This window comes from uncultured Microbacterium sp. (assembly GCF_913776565.1).
Taxonomy (GTDB): domain Bacteria; phylum Actinomycetota; class Actinomycetes; order Actinomycetales; family Microbacteriaceae; genus Microbacterium.
The window spans coordinates 1-15,346 of record NZ_CAJYPF010000147.1 but is presented as its reverse complement, the minus strand read 5'-3'; the positions used below and the strand labels follow the sequence as shown (position 1 = coordinate 15,346).

16 protein-coding genes and 1 pseudogene are annotated in these 15,346 nt (G+C 69.3%); 11 read left to right on the top strand and 6 right to left on the bottom strand.

Annotated elements, in window-relative coordinates:
- The 3 genes from QZ433_RS08050 to QZ433_RS08040 all read left to right on the top strand — a co-directional run.
- Window positions 1-1,335: hypothetical protein (locus tag QZ433_RS08050; protein WP_295781685.1), on the top strand; the 1,335-nt coding region annotated here is incomplete at its 5' end.
- A 195-nt stretch (window positions 1,336-1,530) separates the two neighbouring features.
- Window positions 1,531-1,911: an SseB family protein gene (locus QZ433_RS08045; RefSeq protein ID WP_295781683.1), complete on the top strand. Its 381-nt coding sequence runs from the start codon at window positions 1,531-1,533 to the stop codon at window positions 1,909-1,911.
- Window positions 1,912-2,081: 170 nt separating this feature from the next.
- Window positions 2,082-2,558 (top strand): hypothetical protein, encoded by a 477-nt coding sequence (locus QZ433_RS08040; RefSeq protein WP_295781681.1) that lies wholly within the window; start codon window positions 2,082-2,084, stop codon window positions 2,556-2,558.
- A 21-nt stretch (window positions 2,559-2,579) separates the two neighbouring features.
- Here the strand turns inward: QZ433_RS08040 and QZ433_RS08035 are convergent, their stop codons facing one another.
- The 5 genes from QZ433_RS08035 to QZ433_RS08015 all read right to left on the bottom strand — a co-directional run bounded on the left by QZ433_RS08035 (window position 2,580) and on the right by QZ433_RS08015 (window position 8,885).
- Entirely contained in the window at window positions 2,580-4,310 is a 1,731-nt protein-coding gene (locus tag QZ433_RS08035; RefSeq protein WP_366761902.1) for a HAMP domain-containing sensor histidine kinase, read from the bottom strand.
- A gap of 82 nt (window positions 4,311-4,392) precedes the next feature.
- On the bottom strand, window positions 4,393-5,085 hold the full coding sequence (locus QZ433_RS08030) for a response regulator transcription factor (protein WP_108318117.1): 693 nt from the start codon (window positions 5,083-5,085) through the stop codon (window positions 4,393-4,395).
- A gap of 69 nt (window positions 5,086-5,154) precedes the next feature.
- Window positions 5,155-6,804, bottom strand: coding sequence for a DNA repair helicase XPB (locus tag QZ433_RS08025; protein ID WP_295781671.1), 1,650 nt, complete (start codon window positions 6,802-6,804; stop codon window positions 5,155-5,157).
- Between the two features lie 64 nt (window positions 6,805-6,868).
- Window positions 6,869-8,599: a helicase-associated domain-containing protein gene (locus QZ433_RS08020; protein WP_295781669.1), complete on the bottom strand. Its 1,731-nt coding sequence runs from the start codon at window positions 8,597-8,599 to the stop codon at window positions 6,869-6,871.
- 1 nt (window position 8,600) lies between these two features.
- Window positions 8,601-8,885, bottom strand: a complete 285-nt coding sequence (locus tag QZ433_RS08015) for a multidrug ABC transporter ATPase (RefSeq protein WP_295781666.1) — start codon at window positions 8,883-8,885, stop codon at window positions 8,601-8,603.
- Window positions 8,886-8,991: 106 nt separating this feature from the next.
- On the opposite strand from QZ433_RS08015, the gene QZ433_RS08010 reads away from it, so the two are divergent.
- The gene (locus QZ433_RS08010; RefSeq protein ID WP_295781691.1) at window positions 8,992-9,375 is read left to right on the top strand and encodes a cold-shock protein; all 384 of its coding nucleotides are present in this window, start codon (window positions 8,992-8,994) and stop codon (window positions 9,373-9,375) included.
- A complete protein-coding gene (locus QZ433_RS08005) occupies window positions 9,359-9,946 on the top strand; it encodes a DUF3027 domain-containing protein (protein ID WP_295781663.1) in 588 nt (195 codons plus the stop codon). The genes QZ433_RS08010 and QZ433_RS08005 overlap by 17 nt, the downstream gene beginning before the upstream one ends.
- Before the next feature lie 69 nt (window positions 9,947-10,015).
- On the opposite strand, the gene serC is transcribed toward QZ433_RS08005, so the two are convergent.
- Window positions 10,016-11,137, bottom strand: a complete 1,122-nt coding sequence (gene serC, locus QZ433_RS08000) for a phosphoserine transaminase (protein WP_295781661.1) — start codon at window positions 11,135-11,137, stop codon at window positions 10,016-10,018.
- A 98-nt stretch (window positions 11,138-11,235) separates the two neighbouring features.
- On the opposite strand from serC, the gene QZ433_RS07995 reads away from it, so the two are divergent.
- From QZ433_RS07995 to QZ433_RS07970, 6 genes and pseudogenes are all read left to right on the top strand, one after another.
- Window positions 11,236-11,934 (top strand): metal-dependent transcriptional regulator, encoded by a 699-nt coding sequence (locus tag QZ433_RS07995; RefSeq protein WP_295781658.1) that lies wholly within the window; start codon window positions 11,236-11,238, stop codon window positions 11,932-11,934.
- Window positions 11,935-12,154: 220 nt separating this feature from the next.
- Entirely contained in the window at window positions 12,155-13,072 is a 918-nt protein-coding gene (locus QZ433_RS07990; RefSeq protein ID WP_295781656.1) for a M23 family metallopeptidase, read from the top strand.
- Window positions 13,073-13,206: 134 nt separating this feature from the next.
- Window positions 13,207-13,353, top strand: a complete 147-nt coding sequence (locus QZ433_RS07985) for a hypothetical protein (RefSeq protein WP_295781653.1) — start codon at window positions 13,207-13,209, stop codon at window positions 13,351-13,353.
- A gap of 56 nt (window positions 13,354-13,409) precedes the next feature.
- On the top strand, window positions 13,410-13,907 hold the full coding sequence (locus tag QZ433_RS07980; RefSeq protein WP_108320650.1) for an HNH endonuclease: 498 nt from the start codon (window positions 13,410-13,412) through the stop codon (window positions 13,905-13,907).
- A 217-nt stretch (window positions 13,908-14,124) separates the two neighbouring features.
- Window positions 14,125-14,781, top strand: a complete 657-nt coding sequence (locus tag QZ433_RS07975; protein WP_295781688.1) for a hypothetical protein — start codon at window positions 14,125-14,127, stop codon at window positions 14,779-14,781.
- A pseudogene (locus tag QZ433_RS07970) lies at window positions 14,781-15,346 on the top strand (DNA polymerase Y family protein); the annotation flags it as partial. The gene QZ433_RS07975 and the pseudogene QZ433_RS07970, both read left to right, overlap by 1 nt.

Here is a 15,346-nt window from a genome sequence, read left to right as displayed (position 1 = left end):
CCCGTCGACACCGCGACACCGTTCAGCGGGGCCGGGCTGCTGGACTCCGGCACGCAGCTCGCGCACGCGATCGAGTCGGGCAATTGGGTCGAGGGTGGGCTGGCGGCGTTCAGCACCGCGGTGGACACCGTCGCCGCCGTCATCGACCCCTTGGGGTCGCTCATCACCGCCGGCCTCGGCGGGCTGATCGATCATTTCGAGCCGATCAAGGGCTGGTTCAACGACCTCACCGGCGACGCCGGCGCGGTGATGGGGTTCGCCCAGACCTGGACCAACGTCCAGACCCAGCTGGATGCGTCCGCCAACTTCCTGGACCGCGTCGTCACCGACCTCGACGACATGGCCGGTGAGGCGATCGAGGCGTACCGCCGCTTCCAGACCGACGCCGCCGCGCACATCCGCGCGTCGGGTCAGTGGGCGGGGGCGATGGCCACCGGGCTGCAGATCGCCTCGACGATCGTGCAGGTCGTTCACGACCTGGTGCGCGACATCCTGTCGCAGCTGGTCGGCTCGGCGATCTCGTGGGCGACGCAGGCCGTGGTCACGGTGGGCTTCGCCACCCCGTGGATCATCACGCAGGTCTCCACCCGCGTCGCCAGCTGGACCGCGAAGATCAGCTCCAAGCTCACCGGCCTGCTGCGCTCGTGCGGCAAGCTCGGGGATCTGCTGACAGAGCTGAAGACCCTGATGGACAAAGGAGCAGGACTCCTCGGGAGTATCCCGCGGCGCGCGACAGGAGATGTTCTACCGTCGGTCTCGTCACCCCGCGCTCTTCCCCCCGAGCCTCGAGAATCCGTCCCTGCCGCAGACAATGCGACGCCCCTCCGATCCGCACCCGAGCCGCTCACCCCCGGCGAGATCGATGAGATGAGCCGCCTGGGGTTCCACTCGACGATCTTCGGGCCGGAAGTGGTGGAGTTCTACAAGGTCGCCGATCCTCATCTCGGACGGCAAGGGGGACTCGTCTGGGCGATGCCCGTCGAGGACGCCGCCAAGATACACACGCTCGACGACGCCGCACGAGAAACGGGCCTCGCGCCGATGGCCGCTGCGGCCGCCAGAAACGGGACCGACCTGTACGCCCTGCATTTCCCCGTCGATCCCGCAGAACTCCGTCGGCCAACGACGGCGGATGCCGGAGGACATCCACACTTCTACGACGATCCCCTGAACCCGGACCCGACCTACGGCCACACGGCAGTGAGGGAAGATGGAATCGTGAGGGTGAACGAGACGCGTGAGACCATTTTCGATGGAGGAAAACCCGTTCGCTCGGGGGCCGTCCTCACCAAACTGGGGGACGGCAGTTGGACAGTCGTGAAGAGAATTCCGTGACAGAAGAACTCGGATGCGAAATCTGCTTGACCCACTCCGGAACGCCCTACCAGCCGCGGTTCGTCTTGGCCACGTCACCGTCGGATCTCCTCTATAGGTGTGATTTCTGCGCGACGTGGTGGATAGGAACTCAGCGGTACCAGAATCCCGTACCCGCCACTGCAGCACAGCTTGCGTTCCCGGAGGCCTTCAAGAATGACTGATAACGCGCGAAATGTTCTCGAGGCCGCGATCTCCCGTGGTCGCGAGGGCGCCCTCAGTATGCAGACGATTCTGTGGGTCTTCGCATCGAGTACGATTTACGTCCCCAGCGGGACTGAACCCGACGAAAATATGACGAATTTCCAGCCCGTTCTTTTCGAGCGGGGGGGCACGCAAATGGTTGCCTGTTATTCGGACTTGGATCGGGGAGATGCCGTCAGGGACCTCGCCCCGTTCATGGTGACCATGACGGGCCTCCGTCTTCTCAACGGAGTGCCTGTTGACCAGGGCATCGTGCTGAATGCGGGATCGACCATCGGTTTCGATATGGCTCCGGCGGGTATCGCCGCTATTCGAGGCGAGATCGGCCGCTGAGGTGTTCGCCGTCGTGAATCGGCTCGGAACGTGTCTGCATACTGGACGGAGCACACAGATTCGACAGCCCCTTCGACGGACTGTCGTCGCGAATGGTGCCGAGGGCTTGCTGGCGGCTGTGACGTGTCTCGTCGGAAGATCGAAGATGACTCCTGACTATCAGAGGTATCGTGACGGACTTCGATGAGATCGCCCCGGGGCTGTCGGCCGCGGATCGGGCGAAGGCGCAGGCTGCCATGGACGACCTCCGCCGCCGCCAGGTGGAGGGGTTGTACCGGAAACGGCCGACGATTCCGGAGAAGGCTGACAGCATGCTGCCGGGCATCGTGGTCAAACGACCGGCGCCCGGCCCCGCAGTATCTCTCGACGTCGACGTGACGGTCCTCGATGACGCCGTCGTGGCGTACGTGTGGCGGCACTCGTCGGCGGCCCCCGGGAGGAATCCGGATGCCGTGTCCGATCCTGCGCTGCGCGCGCGGGTGGAGCAGATCATCGCGGAACTCGACGTGATTCGACCTGATGCGGACGCAACCGACCTCACGTCCTGGGCTGACAGGCGCGCGCGTTCGCTGGCCGCGGGTCACCCGGAGCTCGGCGAGCCCGCGATCGGGGCTCTGCGTGATCTGCTCGCGTGGATCTGGCGCTGATCGACATCGCGCGAACGCGCGTCAGGCGTCGGGGTCGGGGCGGTAGTCCTCGGGAAGGCGCTCGAGCGGCTGCGTTTCGATGAGCGCGTGCTCCTGCGCGTCGCGGCGGTCGGCGAGGGGGAGCGACACCCGGAACGTCGCACCACCACCCGGGGTATCGACCACCTCGACGGTGCCGTGCAGCAGATCCACGATGGATGCCACGATCGACAGGCCCAGCCCCGACCCACCCGTCTCGCGGGTGCGCGACGTGTCGGCGCGCCAGAAGCGTTGGAAGATCTGCTCGCGGATCTGCTCGGGGACGCCCTCGCCGTGATCGATGATCTCGATCCAGCCCATGTCGTTCTCGGCATCCACTCCGACGCGAAGACCGATGGGGGAGTCGTCCGCGGTGAAGCGGCGGGCGTTGCCGAGCAGGTTCGCCACGACCTGGCGCACCTTGTTCTCGTCGCCGAGGACGATCGGAGCGAGCCGCGGGGCGGGGCGCACCACGCTCGTCGGCGGAGTCGGGGCGGTCGCCGCCGGCGTCTCGCCGGAGGTCGTCGCGGGGTCGGTGGGGTCCTTCGGCCGGCGGCGCAGGCGCGACAGCGTCGCACCGGCGATCGCCATCGCGGACGTCGTCGGGGCCGTCTTACGACGGGACGAGCCGCTCGCCGGCTGCCCACCCGCGTCGAGCAGGGGATCGAGCGTGATCATCGGCAGGACCATCTCGTTGCGCGAGGTGGTGTCGTCGACGGTCACCTCGCGCTGGGGGGACGTCACGCGAAGATCGAGGGCGGCATCGCGGGCGATCGGCCGCAGGTCGAGCTCGGTGATCGACACGTCACGGCGCTCGTCGAGGCGCGCGAGGGCGAGCAGGTCCTCGACCAGGGCGCCCATGCGGATCGCCTCTTTCTCGATGCGCTCCATCGACTGCGCCACGTCCTCGTCGGAGCGGATCGCGCCCATGCGGTAGAGCTCGGCGTAGCCGCGCATGGTCACGAGCGGCGTGCGCAGCTCGTGACTGGCGTCGCCGATGAACCGGCGCATCTGCCGCACCGTGGCATCCCGTTGTCCGAGGGCTCCGTCGATGCGGGCGAGCATCGCGTTGATCGCGGTCTTGAGGCGGCCCACCTCGGTGTCGGGCACGATGTCGGTCAGACGCTGGCTGAAGTCGCCGGCGGCGATGTCCATCGCGGTCGTCTCGACCTGCCGCAGGTTGCGGAACGCCAGCGTCACCAGCCACCGGGTCAGCAGGGCGGTCGCGATGAGGATGAGCAGGGCGACGAAGGCGTAGATGCCCACGTAGGCGCCCACGATGCGATCGGTCGGGGCCAGGGGCTGGATGACCATCTGCGTGTAGACGCCGGGAGTGCCCTGCGGTTGGACGACACCGACGCGCCCGACGAACTTCTGCCCGGTCTCGGGATCCTCCAGCTCGATGCGGCGGTCGATCTGCAGGTACGTCTGCTCGAGGGTGAAGTCCGAGGGGATCCGCGGGATGACCTTGGTGGCCGTCCCGTTGTAGATCGCCTCCTGTTCGCCGTCGGGTCCGAAGACGACGACGATGGACCCGATCTGCGGGGCGTTGTCGCGTTGCGTGAACTCGATCCCGCCGTCGACCGGCGTGGTCGTGAAGATGCTGTTGGCGATGCTTCCCGCCGCCTGCTGCGCCACCTGCTCGTCGAGGTTGTTCACGAGGGTCGTGCGCAAGAACACCATGGTCCCGACGCCCGCGGTGAACAACCCGATCGCGAGCAGGGCGACGGTCACGCCGGTGACCTTGGTGCGCAGGCTCAGCCCGCGCCACCAGCGGGTCAGGGCATCATCGGAGGGCGACAGGAGAGACCTCCGCTCAGACGGTCTTGCCCGACTTCAGCATGTAGCCGAAGCCGCGCTTGGTCTGGATGAGCGGCTCGGAGGAGTGCGGGTCGATCTTGCGGCGCAGGTACGAGATGTAGCTCTCGACGATGCCGGCATCGCCGTTGAAGTCGTACTCCCAGACGTGGTCGAGGATCTGCGCCTTCGACAGCACGCGGTTCGGGTTGAGCATGAGGTAGCGCAGGAGCTTGAACTCGGTGGGGCTCAGGTCGATCGAGACGTCGCCGACGCTGACATCGTGCGTGTCCTGGTCCATGGTCAGCTCACCCGTGCGGATGATCGATTCCTCGTCGGCCTGCATGGTGCGGCGCAGGATCGCCTGGATGCGGGCGACGATCTCGTCGAGGCTGAAGGGCTTGGTGACGTAGTCGTCGCCACCGGCGTTGAGGCCCTCGATCTTGTCCTCGGTCTCGTCCTTCGCGGTGAGGAAGAGGATGGGGGCGGTGTAGCCGGCGCCGCGGAGCCGCTTGGTGACGCTGAAGCCGTTCATATCGGGCAGCATCACGTCCAGCACGATGAGGTCGGGTTCCTCTTCGAGCACGGCCGAGATCGTCTGCGCGCCGTTGGCCACGGCTCGCACCTGGAAACCGGCGAAGCGCAGGCTCGTGATGAGCAGGTCGCGGATGTTCGGTTCGTCGTCCACGACGAGGATGCGAGGAGCTGTCATGCCCTCATTATCGTGACCGCACCCAGCAAACCGCTGGATATGGAACGGAAAGCCGCTGCCTGGTATGGGTCAGGCGGCCACGGCGTCGATGCCGTCGGCATCCAGGATCGTGTACGCGTACCCCTGCTCGGCGAGGAATCGCTGACGGTTCTGCGCGAAATCCTGATCGACGGTGTCGCGGGCGATGAGCGTGTAGAAGCTCGCCGTGTGGTTCGACTGCTTCGGACGCAACAGGCGTCCGAGGCGCTGAGCCTCTTCTTGCCGCGAGCCGAACGAGCCCGACACCTGGATGGCGACCGACGCCTCGGGCAGGTCCACCGAGAAATTCGCCACCTTCGACACCACCAACAGGGGGATGCTGCCGTCGCGGAAGCCCTGGAAGAGTTCCTCGCGCTCCGGAATGGGCGTGGCACCGGTGATCTGCGGGGCTCCCAGCGCCTGGGCGAGCTCGTCGATCTGATCGAGGTACTGCCCGATGACCAGGACGCGTTCTCCGGGATGCCGCTGCACCAGCCGTCGGGTGACGTCGATCTTGGCGGGAGCCGTCGCCGCAAGGCGGTAGCGGTCCTCGTCCGCCGCCGCCGCGTACTCGAGACGCTCGTCGGCGGGCAGGTCGATGCGCACCTCGTAGCAGGCGGCCGGCGAGATGAAGCCCTGGGCTTCGATCTCCTTCCACGGCGCGTCGAAGCGCTTGGGACCGATCAGGCTGAAGACGTCGCCCTCGCGGCCGTCCTCGCGCACGAGCGTCGCGGTCAGACCCAGGCGCCGGCGCGCCTGCAGGTCGGCGGTGAGCTTGAACACCGGGGCGGGGAGCAGGTGCACCTCGTCGTAGAGAACCAAACCCCAATCGAGGGCGTCGAGCAGGGCGAGGTGGGCGTATTTCCCACCGCGCTTGGCGGTGAGGATCTGGTAGGTGGCGATCGTGACCGGCTTGATCTCTTTGACCTGACCGGAATACTCGCCGATCTCTTCGGGCGTGAGCGTGGTGCGGCGCAGCAGCTCGTCGCGCCACTGCCGGGCGCTCACGGTGTTGGTCACCAGGATCAGCGTCGTCGTCCGTGTGTCGGCCATCGCGCCGGCGCCCACGAGGGTCTTGCCCGCGCCGCACGGCAGCACCACCACTCCCGAGCCGCCCTCGGAGAACGAATCGACCGCCTGCCGCTGGTACGGGCGCAGGCTCCATCCGTCCTCGGCGAGGTCGATCGGGTGCGGGGTTCCGGGGGTGTACCCGGCAAGATCTTCGGCGGGCCAGCCGATCTTGAGGAGCTCCTGCTTGATGTGCCCGCGCGCCCACGCGTCGATCACGTAGCTGTCGGGCGTCGGGTGGCCGATCAGCAGAGGTGCGATGCGCTTGTTGCGCGACACCTCGCCGAGCACGGCGGCGTCGGTCGATCGAAGGACCAGGACGCCTTCGTCGTCGCGCTCGATCACGAGGCGTCCGTACCTGTTGACCGTCTCGCGGATGTCGGTGCTGACCGACGCGGGGACGGGGAAGCGCGACCACTTGTCGAGCGTCTCGAGCATGGCGTCGGCGTCGTGGCCTGCCGCGCGGGCGTTCCACAGGCCCAGGCGGGTGATGCGGTAGGTGTGGATGTGCTCGGGTGCGCGCTCGAGCTCGGCGAAGACCGCGAGCTCGTGCCGCGCCGTCTCCGCCTGGGGGTGCGCGACCTCGAGGAGGACGGTGCGGTCGCTCTGCACGATGAGGGGGCCGTCAGCCATAAGGTACGAGTTTACCGGGGCGGCGCGGTCTTCGGCTCACGGCGTCCGCACCGCCCGCTCGGAATCAGTCGACCAGCGCGACGCCGTCGATGTGCGACAGCGGCAGGGTGCGCTCGACGTCGGCGCCGCGATCGCGCCCGCGCAGGCGCCCGCCGCCGAGTCCCGTCGCCTCGAGTCGGAAGACGCGGGCCGACCCGTCGGGCAGGCGCACCGTGACGTCGACGACGGCTCGTGCGCGCACCGCCTGGTCGAGCTCGCGCTCGAGCCACGCGGCATCCGAGTCCCCGGCTCCGGCACGCAGGCGTTCGATGAGCGGACCGTAGGTGTCGAGGGGATCGGCGCTCGGAGCCGCTCCGGTGGCGAGCTTCGCGCGCTCGAGCGCGCGCGGGTTGCCCTCGGCATCGACCGCGACGGCGGGGTAGTGGGCGTCCGACAGGGCCCAGAACACCACATCCGCCGACACGTGCGAGATCAACTCGTCGTCGTCGGTGCGGGTCAGCGCGATCGAGCGCAGCGACTGATCGACCTCCATCGAACGCAGCAGCGTCTCGTCGTCGGTCCGCACCCGCGTCAGCTGCGTCTCGGGCTCGACCGAGACGCGCACCCGACCGTGCTCCGCCGAGGTGCGCTCGATGACATACGCGAGGGGCTGAGGAAGACCGGTGAGCGAGATCGAGGTCAGGAACTCGCGCAACGACTCCGCGGTCTCTCCGGCGGTGATGGCCGCCCCGATGGTCGCGGCGCTGAAGCGGTAGCTGGACGCCTGCGCGCGGGATTCGCGCGCCGCCATGGTGCGCAGGCGCACGTCCAGGTGCGGGGCGAGGGGCCCCGGCGCGATCGCGGTGAGGTCGTTCTGCAGGTAGACACGGTCGACCTCGGGCGGCAGCAGCTCGCGCAGGGCGGAGGTGTCGGCCTCGCCCCCGTGCGACAGCGGCTCGGCCCACGGCGTGACGTGGCCCGCGGCATCCAGGAGTCCCCAGCGCACGAGCCGGCGGATCCAGAGGGTCGCACGATCGGCCGCGTCCGGGTCGAACGGCGTCGCCCGTGCCCACTGCTCGGTCGGGATCCAGTCGCCGTCGCCGTCGCGGTACGCATCGGGCAGGGCGTCACGCAGGGCGCCGGCGGTGCGCGACCAGCGCTCCAGAGTCGGAAGGCGCAGCCACTCGCGGCCCTTCGGCGATACCAGCCAGGCGCGGTCGTTGGCACCCAGCAGGCCCGCGTCGGCGGCGAGGCCCACCAGCAGGTCGGCTTCGGCGGGCGTCGACACGGACCCCGCCTCGACGAGGCGACGGCGTTCGGTGGCGCCGAGGGACCCGGTGCCGATGCGCCCGAGCGGCGCATCGAGCGTCTGCATGAGGATGTCGGCGACGCACGCCGCGTTCGTGAAGGCCGCCTCGGAGGCGGCGGCCACGGATTCGGGTGTCAGGGAACCGCGACGGGGGGCCTCGGCATCCGTCGCTCCCTCGGGCAGCGCATCGCGGACGGCGTCGATCACACTCGGGAAGGGGATGCCGTCGTCGCCGACGAGAGCGCGGGATGCCAGCCGATCTCGCTGCGGCGCGGGAATCGGCCGACCGGGGGCGGCCTCGATCAGCGCGCGGGCATCGGGTCGCGGCAGGACGGGCAGGCCGCGGGCGATGCTCGCCGGTTCGAGGAGGGCCTCGGCGGCGTCGAACATGTCGCGCCAGGTGCTGGACGGGGAGACCTGCCGCTCGGCGAACAGCGCCGCCAACTCGGCGTCGGAGCGCGCGCTCAACGAGACCGCCAGTGCGCGTTGTGCGGAGGTCTCGGGCACGTCAGCGGGCCTTGTTGGCCCGGGCCCTTCGGACGAAGCTCATGACGAGGACGGCGATCATCAGCGCGAAGCCGACCGGGAGGGCGAACAGGGGGAGGACGACGATGAGAGGCCATGCTCCCTGCGTGAAGTCGCTGACGCCGGCCGGCTGCGCGAAGATCACGATGAAGAAGCACACGATGGACAGGGCGACCAGGCCGAGCGACATGAACGTCAGGATGCGGTCGATGCGTCGGACGGGAACGTCGTCGCCCGGCGTGCTGCCGCCGGTGGTGCGGGTGCTCATCGCGCTCAGCCTACTGCCTGGCGCGGGTGCCGTAGGCTGGAAGACCGGGATCCGCTCGGTTCCCGCGTTCCGCCGCGCGTTCGCGCACGTATCCAGCGAGGTGTCCATGCCCACCGGCAAGGTCAGGTTCTACGACGACGAGAAGGGCTTCGGCTTCATCAGCACCGATGACGGCCAGGACGTGTTCCTGCACGCCACGGCTCTGCCCGCCGGGACCCCCGCGCCCAAGGCCGGGACGCGACTGGAGTTCGGCGTCGCGGACGGCAAGCGCGGTCCGCAGGCGTTGTCGGTGCGCGTCCTGGACGCACCGGTGAGCCTTGCGAAGCGCTCGCGCAAGCCCGCGGACGACATGGCGATCATCGTCGAAGACCTCGTGAAGCTGCTCGACGGGATCGGCGGCGACCTGCGTCGCGGCCGCTACCCCAACGGCCCGCACGCGCAGAAGATCGCCGCGGTCCTGCGCAAGGTCGCCGATGACTTCGAAGCCTGAGCCCGTCGCCGACGAGCGACTGACGGGAGCGCACGACCTCGCGCTCTCCGCCCTGCACGAGATCACCGCGCCCGACACGGTCGGCCCGCCCGCGGGTTACACGACCGAAGACGACGGCGCCGTCTCGCTGCGTTTCCACACCCGGCTCTCCGGCTACCCGGGCTGGTTCTGGACCGTCAGCGTCGCCGTGGTCGACGAGGCCGAGCCGACCGTGCTCGAAGTCGAGCTGCTCCCCGGCGACGGTGCGCTGCTCGCCCCCGACTGGGTGCCGTGGGCCACGCGTCTGGCCGAGTACCAGGCGGCGCAGCAAGCCGCGGCGCACGCCGACGACGATCTCGACGAAGACGAAGACGAAGACGAGGACGAGTCGGACGAGGACGAGTCGGATGACGACGAGTCGGATGACGATGACGACGTGGACGACGACGAGCCCAAGCCGCGCTTCCACGCGGGCGACCTGGACGGCGTCGACATCGACGAGCTCGACGCCGATCACGTGGCGGGTCACGACGACGACGACGCCGCGGACGACGACGATGAGGACATCGACGAGGGCGAGCGCAGCTACTGACGCCCGTCCGCTCTCACGACGAAGGCCGCCCCGCATCGCGCGGGACGGCCTCCGTCGTGAGAAGAGACCTCAGGAGGCGGGCAGATTCGCGATCGTGTAGTCGATCGCGCCGATGAGACGACGGACGTCGTCGGGCTCGATCGACACGAACGTCGCCACGCGCAGCTGGTTGCGACCGAGCTTGCGGTAGGGCTCGGTGTCGACGATGCCGTTGGCCCGCAGGCTCTTGGCGATCGCGCTCGCGTCGATGCGCTCGTCGAAGTCGATGGTCACCACCACGGGGGAACGGTCTGCGGCGTCGGCGACGAACGGGGTGGCGTGCTCGCTGGCATCCGCCCATTCGTACAGTGCCGACGAGGACTCCGCCGTTCGCGCGGCCGCCCAGCTCAGGCCGCCGTGGTCGAGGATCCACCCGAGCTGCTCGTCGAGCAGCAGCAGCGTCGCCAGGGCCGGGGTGTTGAGCGTCTGCTGCAGACGCGAATTGTCGAGTGCGTTCTTCAGGCTCAGGAACTCGGGGATGTAGCGATCGGATGCCGCGATCCCCTCGATCCGCTCGATCGCCGCGGGCGAGACGGCGGCGTACCAGAGGCCGCCGTCGGAACCGAGGTTCTTCTGCGGCGCGAAGTAATAGACGTCCGCCTGCTCGACGTCGAAGTCGATGCCGCCCGCGGCGCTCGTGGCGTCGATGACGGTGAGGGCCCCGGCATCCCCGTGCACGCGCTCGACGGGAGCGGACACTCCGGTCGAGGTCTCGTTGTGCGGCCAGGCGTACACGTCGACGCCTTCGACGGCCTCGGCGACCGTGCGCGTGCCGGGCGCAGCCTTGCGGACGTCGGGCGCCTGCAGCCAGGGTGCCGCGGCGGCCGCGGCGAACTTGCCGCCGAACTCGCCGAACACGAGGTTCTGGCTGCGGTTCTGGATCAAGCCGAAGGCGGCGGCATCCCAGAAGGCGGTCGAACCGCCGTTGCCGAGGATGATCTCATAGCCCTCGGGAAGGCGGAACAGCTCGGCCAGACGCTCCCGCGTGCTCGCGACGAGGTTCTTCACGGGGGCCTGGCGGTGCGAGGTGCCGAGGATCGAGGCGCCGCGGGTGACGAGCGCCTCGAGCTGCGCTCCGCGCACCTTCGAGGGGCCGCACCCGAAGCGACCGTCGGCGGGCAGGAGATCGGCGGGGAGTTCCACGTGCGACATGGCTCGATTCTAGGGTCCGGTTCCGGGCCCGCCCGCGCTCGTGTCGGAGGGGGTCGGTAGGCTGGGAGGACCTGCCGCGCGACATCGAGGACTGCTGAATGACCGACCTGATCGACACCACCGAGATGTACCTGCGCACGATCCTCGAGCTCGAAGAAGAGAAGATCGTGCCGCTGAGGGCCCGCATCTCGGAGCGACTCGGCCACTCGGGTCCCACGGTCTCGCAGACCGTCGGACGCATGGAGCGCGACGGTCTCGTCGTGGTGTCCGAGGACCGCCGTCTCGAGCTCACCGACGACGGACGCCAGAAGGCCGTCGACGTCATGCGCAAGCATCGGCTGGCCGAGCGTCTGCTCAGCGATGTCATCGGCCTGGACTGGGCGTACGTGCACGACGAGGCCTGCCGCTGGGAGCACGTCATGAGCGAGCAGGTCGAGCGCCGTCTCGTCGAACTGCTCGGACACCCCACCGAGTCGCCCTACGGAAACCCCATCCCGGGGCTCGATCAACTCGGCGACACCGCGAGCTCGACGTTCGACGACGGGGTCGTCGGTCTCGTCCGCAAGCTCACCGATGCGGGGGCTCCGATCTCGGGCACCGTCCGCCGTCTGGCCGAACCGGCCCAGGTCGACCCCGAGCTGCTGCATCAGCTCAAGGCCGCCGGTGTCCTTCCGGGCGCGCGCGGCGACTACCGCTTCAACGAGGGCTATGTGCTCGTTCAGATGGACGGGGTCGACGAGGCGCTGGAGCTTCCCGTCGAGGTGGCCTCGCACATCTTCCTGGTCGCCGAGGACTGATCTGCGGCCGGGTGTTGGCTGTGCACCCCGACCGAAGCGTGACTTGTTCGTTATCTTCGGGTAGCCTCTGAGGGTCCACAGGCCAGAAGCCCGCCGTCGGACCCCTCGCGGTTTGCCTCTCCGGCTCGTCGTCCGCAGAGGGCCAAGCCCGCACATCGTGCCCCCAAATCGAGTGCTGACGAGCCAGCGTCCCCGAAGACGCAGAGGCGCCGGAGGAACTTTGGCTGAACACAACGATCCCGCTGCGGGCCTACCCGAGGCTCCCGCGACGGGTCCCACCCGTAAGAGCACGCGTGCCGCCGTCGCCCGAACGGCGAGCGTCCCCGTGCCCGCCGCGACCGCGGCGGTCACCCGCTCCGTCCCCGCATCCCGAGCCCCGCAGAGCCGCCGCTTCGGCAAGCCCGTCCGCAGCGCGGTCATCCTCTCGATGGTCGCCGGCATGGTCGCCACCGTCGCGATCCCGGCCTACGCCGCGACGATGCCCGCCGCCGAGACGGTGACGTTGCAGCAGATGTCGGCTCCCGACAACCAGTCGCTCGTCGTGGCATCCGATGCGACCGCCGAGACGCTCGACCGCAGCAGCTACTCGGCCACCACGGCCGAGGAGATCCAGAAGAAGAAGGACCAGGAAGCCGCTGCGGCCGCGGCAGCGGAACGCGCCCGCGAACTCGCCGCCAGCGCGTCGAAGGCGTCGACGACCGCGTCCACCAGCTCCGTCGACCTGAACATGACGGCTCCCGGTTCCGGTGAAGTGCGGTGGCCCCTGACCAACTACGTACTCGGTCGCGGCCTGTGGGACTCCGGTTACCACCAGGGTGTCGACCTGCTCGCACCCCAGGGGCAGCCGATCTTCGCGGCAGCCGCCGGTGTCGTCAGCGTCTCGCAGGAGAGCTACGGCGGCTACGGTGTCGCGATCGTCATCGAGCACGTCATCAACGGCCAGAAGGTGTCGACCACCTACGGTCACATGACCTACGGCAGCCGTCAGGTGCAGGCGGGCCAGACCGTCGCCGCCGGCCAGCTGATCGGTCTGGTCGGTTCGACGGGAAGCTCGACCGCCAACCATCTGCACTTCGAGGTGCACATCAACGGTTCGGTCGTCGACCCCTACGCCTGGCTCCAGCAGAACGCGAGCTGAGCCCGCATCACAGACGGCGTGCCGGAGGCGATCGTTCTCCGACACGCCGTCTGTCGTTTCCCCATCGGCCCGACCCCGGGCGTGTCGCAGTGGGTTAGCCTGTCAGCGACGTCCGAAGAACCGGAGGGAAGCCGATGAACACCAGCCCGCGCATCCGCACCATGGATGCGCTCGGCCTGCTCGTTCTTCGGCATCGTGAGTGCGGATGCCGCGGCCTCGCCGCGACCTCCGAGGCGCTGTCTGGTGAGACAGCGCCTTTTTTCATGCCCTTCCGCGCCTGACGCCGTCGAACGTCGAACATCCGAGAAGCCGTCTCGGCCATTCGAGAGGAAACGGAATGCGCACACTGGTGCTGAACGCGGGCTACGAGCCCCTCGCGGTCGTGTCGTTCAAACGAGCGCTCGTGCTCGTGATGAACGAGAAGGCCACCGTCGTCGAGCGTGTCGAGGAAGACCCCGTGTGGGCCGCCGCCGGCACCTACGACCGTCCGGCGGTGATCATCCTCACCCGGTACGTGCGGGTGCCCGGGGCGCGGCGCGTGCCGGTGACCCGTCGTGGCGTGCTGCGTCGCGACGCCCACCGGTGCGGATACTGCGGCAAGGCGGCATCCACGATCGATCACGTGCTTCCGCGCTCGCGCGGGGGCAAGGACACCTGGGAGAACCTCGTGGCCTGCTGCCTGGCGTGCAACAACATCAAGGGCGACCGCACCCCGCAGGAGATGCGGTGGGAGCTGCGGCTCGTACCGGCGCCGCCGCACGGCTCGTCCTGGACGGTGCGCGGGGTCGACAAGAGCGACCCGCGGTGGGAGCCGTACCTGGCGCTCGCGGCCTGAGTCGGCATCCTGTTCTCTCCGCCCTCGAGGGGGAGGGATGCCGTCAGCGTGCGCGGATACGGGTGCCGGCGCCGATGTCGGAGGTCGATCGTATCTTCGACCCACAGGGATTGAGGGAATAGAACACATGTTCTAACCTGTGGGAGTGAGGGCGATCGTGAGAGACCAGGTACAGGCCGTACCCGACATCCATGCGCTGCGCGATCGCCTCGAGCGCATGCAGGGTCGGCGCATGGACGCCCCGGTGCTGCCGACCCATCCCGCGTTCTCGCCACTGCTGCCCGGTGGGGGACTGCGGTCCGGCTCGGCCTACGCGCTGGCGCGGTCGGCGTCGCTGCTGCTCGCGCTCATGGCGCGACCGTCGCAGGACGGCGCCTGGTGCGGCGTGATCGGCATGCCCGAGCTCGGCGCCGAGGCAGCGGAGAAATACGGGCTCGACCTCGATCGACTCGTGTTCATCCCCGACCCCGGTCCGCGGTGGTTGGCGGTGACGGCGACGATCGCCGAGGTGCTGCCGGTCGTCGCCGTGCGTCCGCCCGTGGGATCGCCGGCCGCGCGCGGGGGCGCCGAGACCACGCGTCTCGCCGCGCGCCTGCGCGATCGCGGTTCCGTCCTGCTCGTGCAGGGGGCGTGGCCGCAGGCCGAGGCCGTCATCGACGTGGCCGACCCCCGATGGTCGGGGCTCGGACAGGGGCACGGCTACCTCGCGGGGCGCGAGCTGACCGTGTCGGTCACCAGCAAGCGCTCGCCGAACGCGCGGCGCGCGCGCATGCTGCTGCCCGCCGCCGACGGCACGATCGAGTTGCTCGGCGCTCCCGCCGAGCGCCTCGTTCCGCGCGATCGCGACGTCTATCCCGTGCGGGCGGTCGGCTGATGCGGGCGCCCACGCGCAGCCTCGTGCTGTGGTTCCCCGACTGGCCCATCACCGCGTTCATGCGCGAGGCCGTCTCTCCTCCCAAGCCGGATGCCGCCGTAGCGGTGTTCGCGAACAATCTCGTCGTCGCATGCTCGTGGGCTGCCCGCGCCCAGGGCGTGCGGCGCGGACAGAAGCGTCGGGATGCGCAAGCGCTGTGCCCCACGCTCCAGGTCGTTCCCGCCGATCCCGTGCGCGACGCCCGGGCCTTCGCCCCCGTCGTCGCCAAGGTCGAAGAGCGAGCACCCGGGGTGCAGATCGTCCGCCCGGGGCTGTGCGCGCTGCGCTCCCGCGGGCCGGCGCGGTACTACGGCGGCGAGGCCGAGGCGGCCCGCATGCTGATCCGCCTGCTCGACGACGACGGTTTCAGCGGCGTGCGCGCCAGCGTCGCGGACGGGGTGTTCACCGCCGAGCAGGCCGCGCGCACGACCCCTGCCGACGACCCGGTGCGCATCGTCGAACCCGGCGCGGCGGGGGCCTTCCTCGCGCCGCTGTCGATCGCGACCCTCGACGACGACGAGTTCGG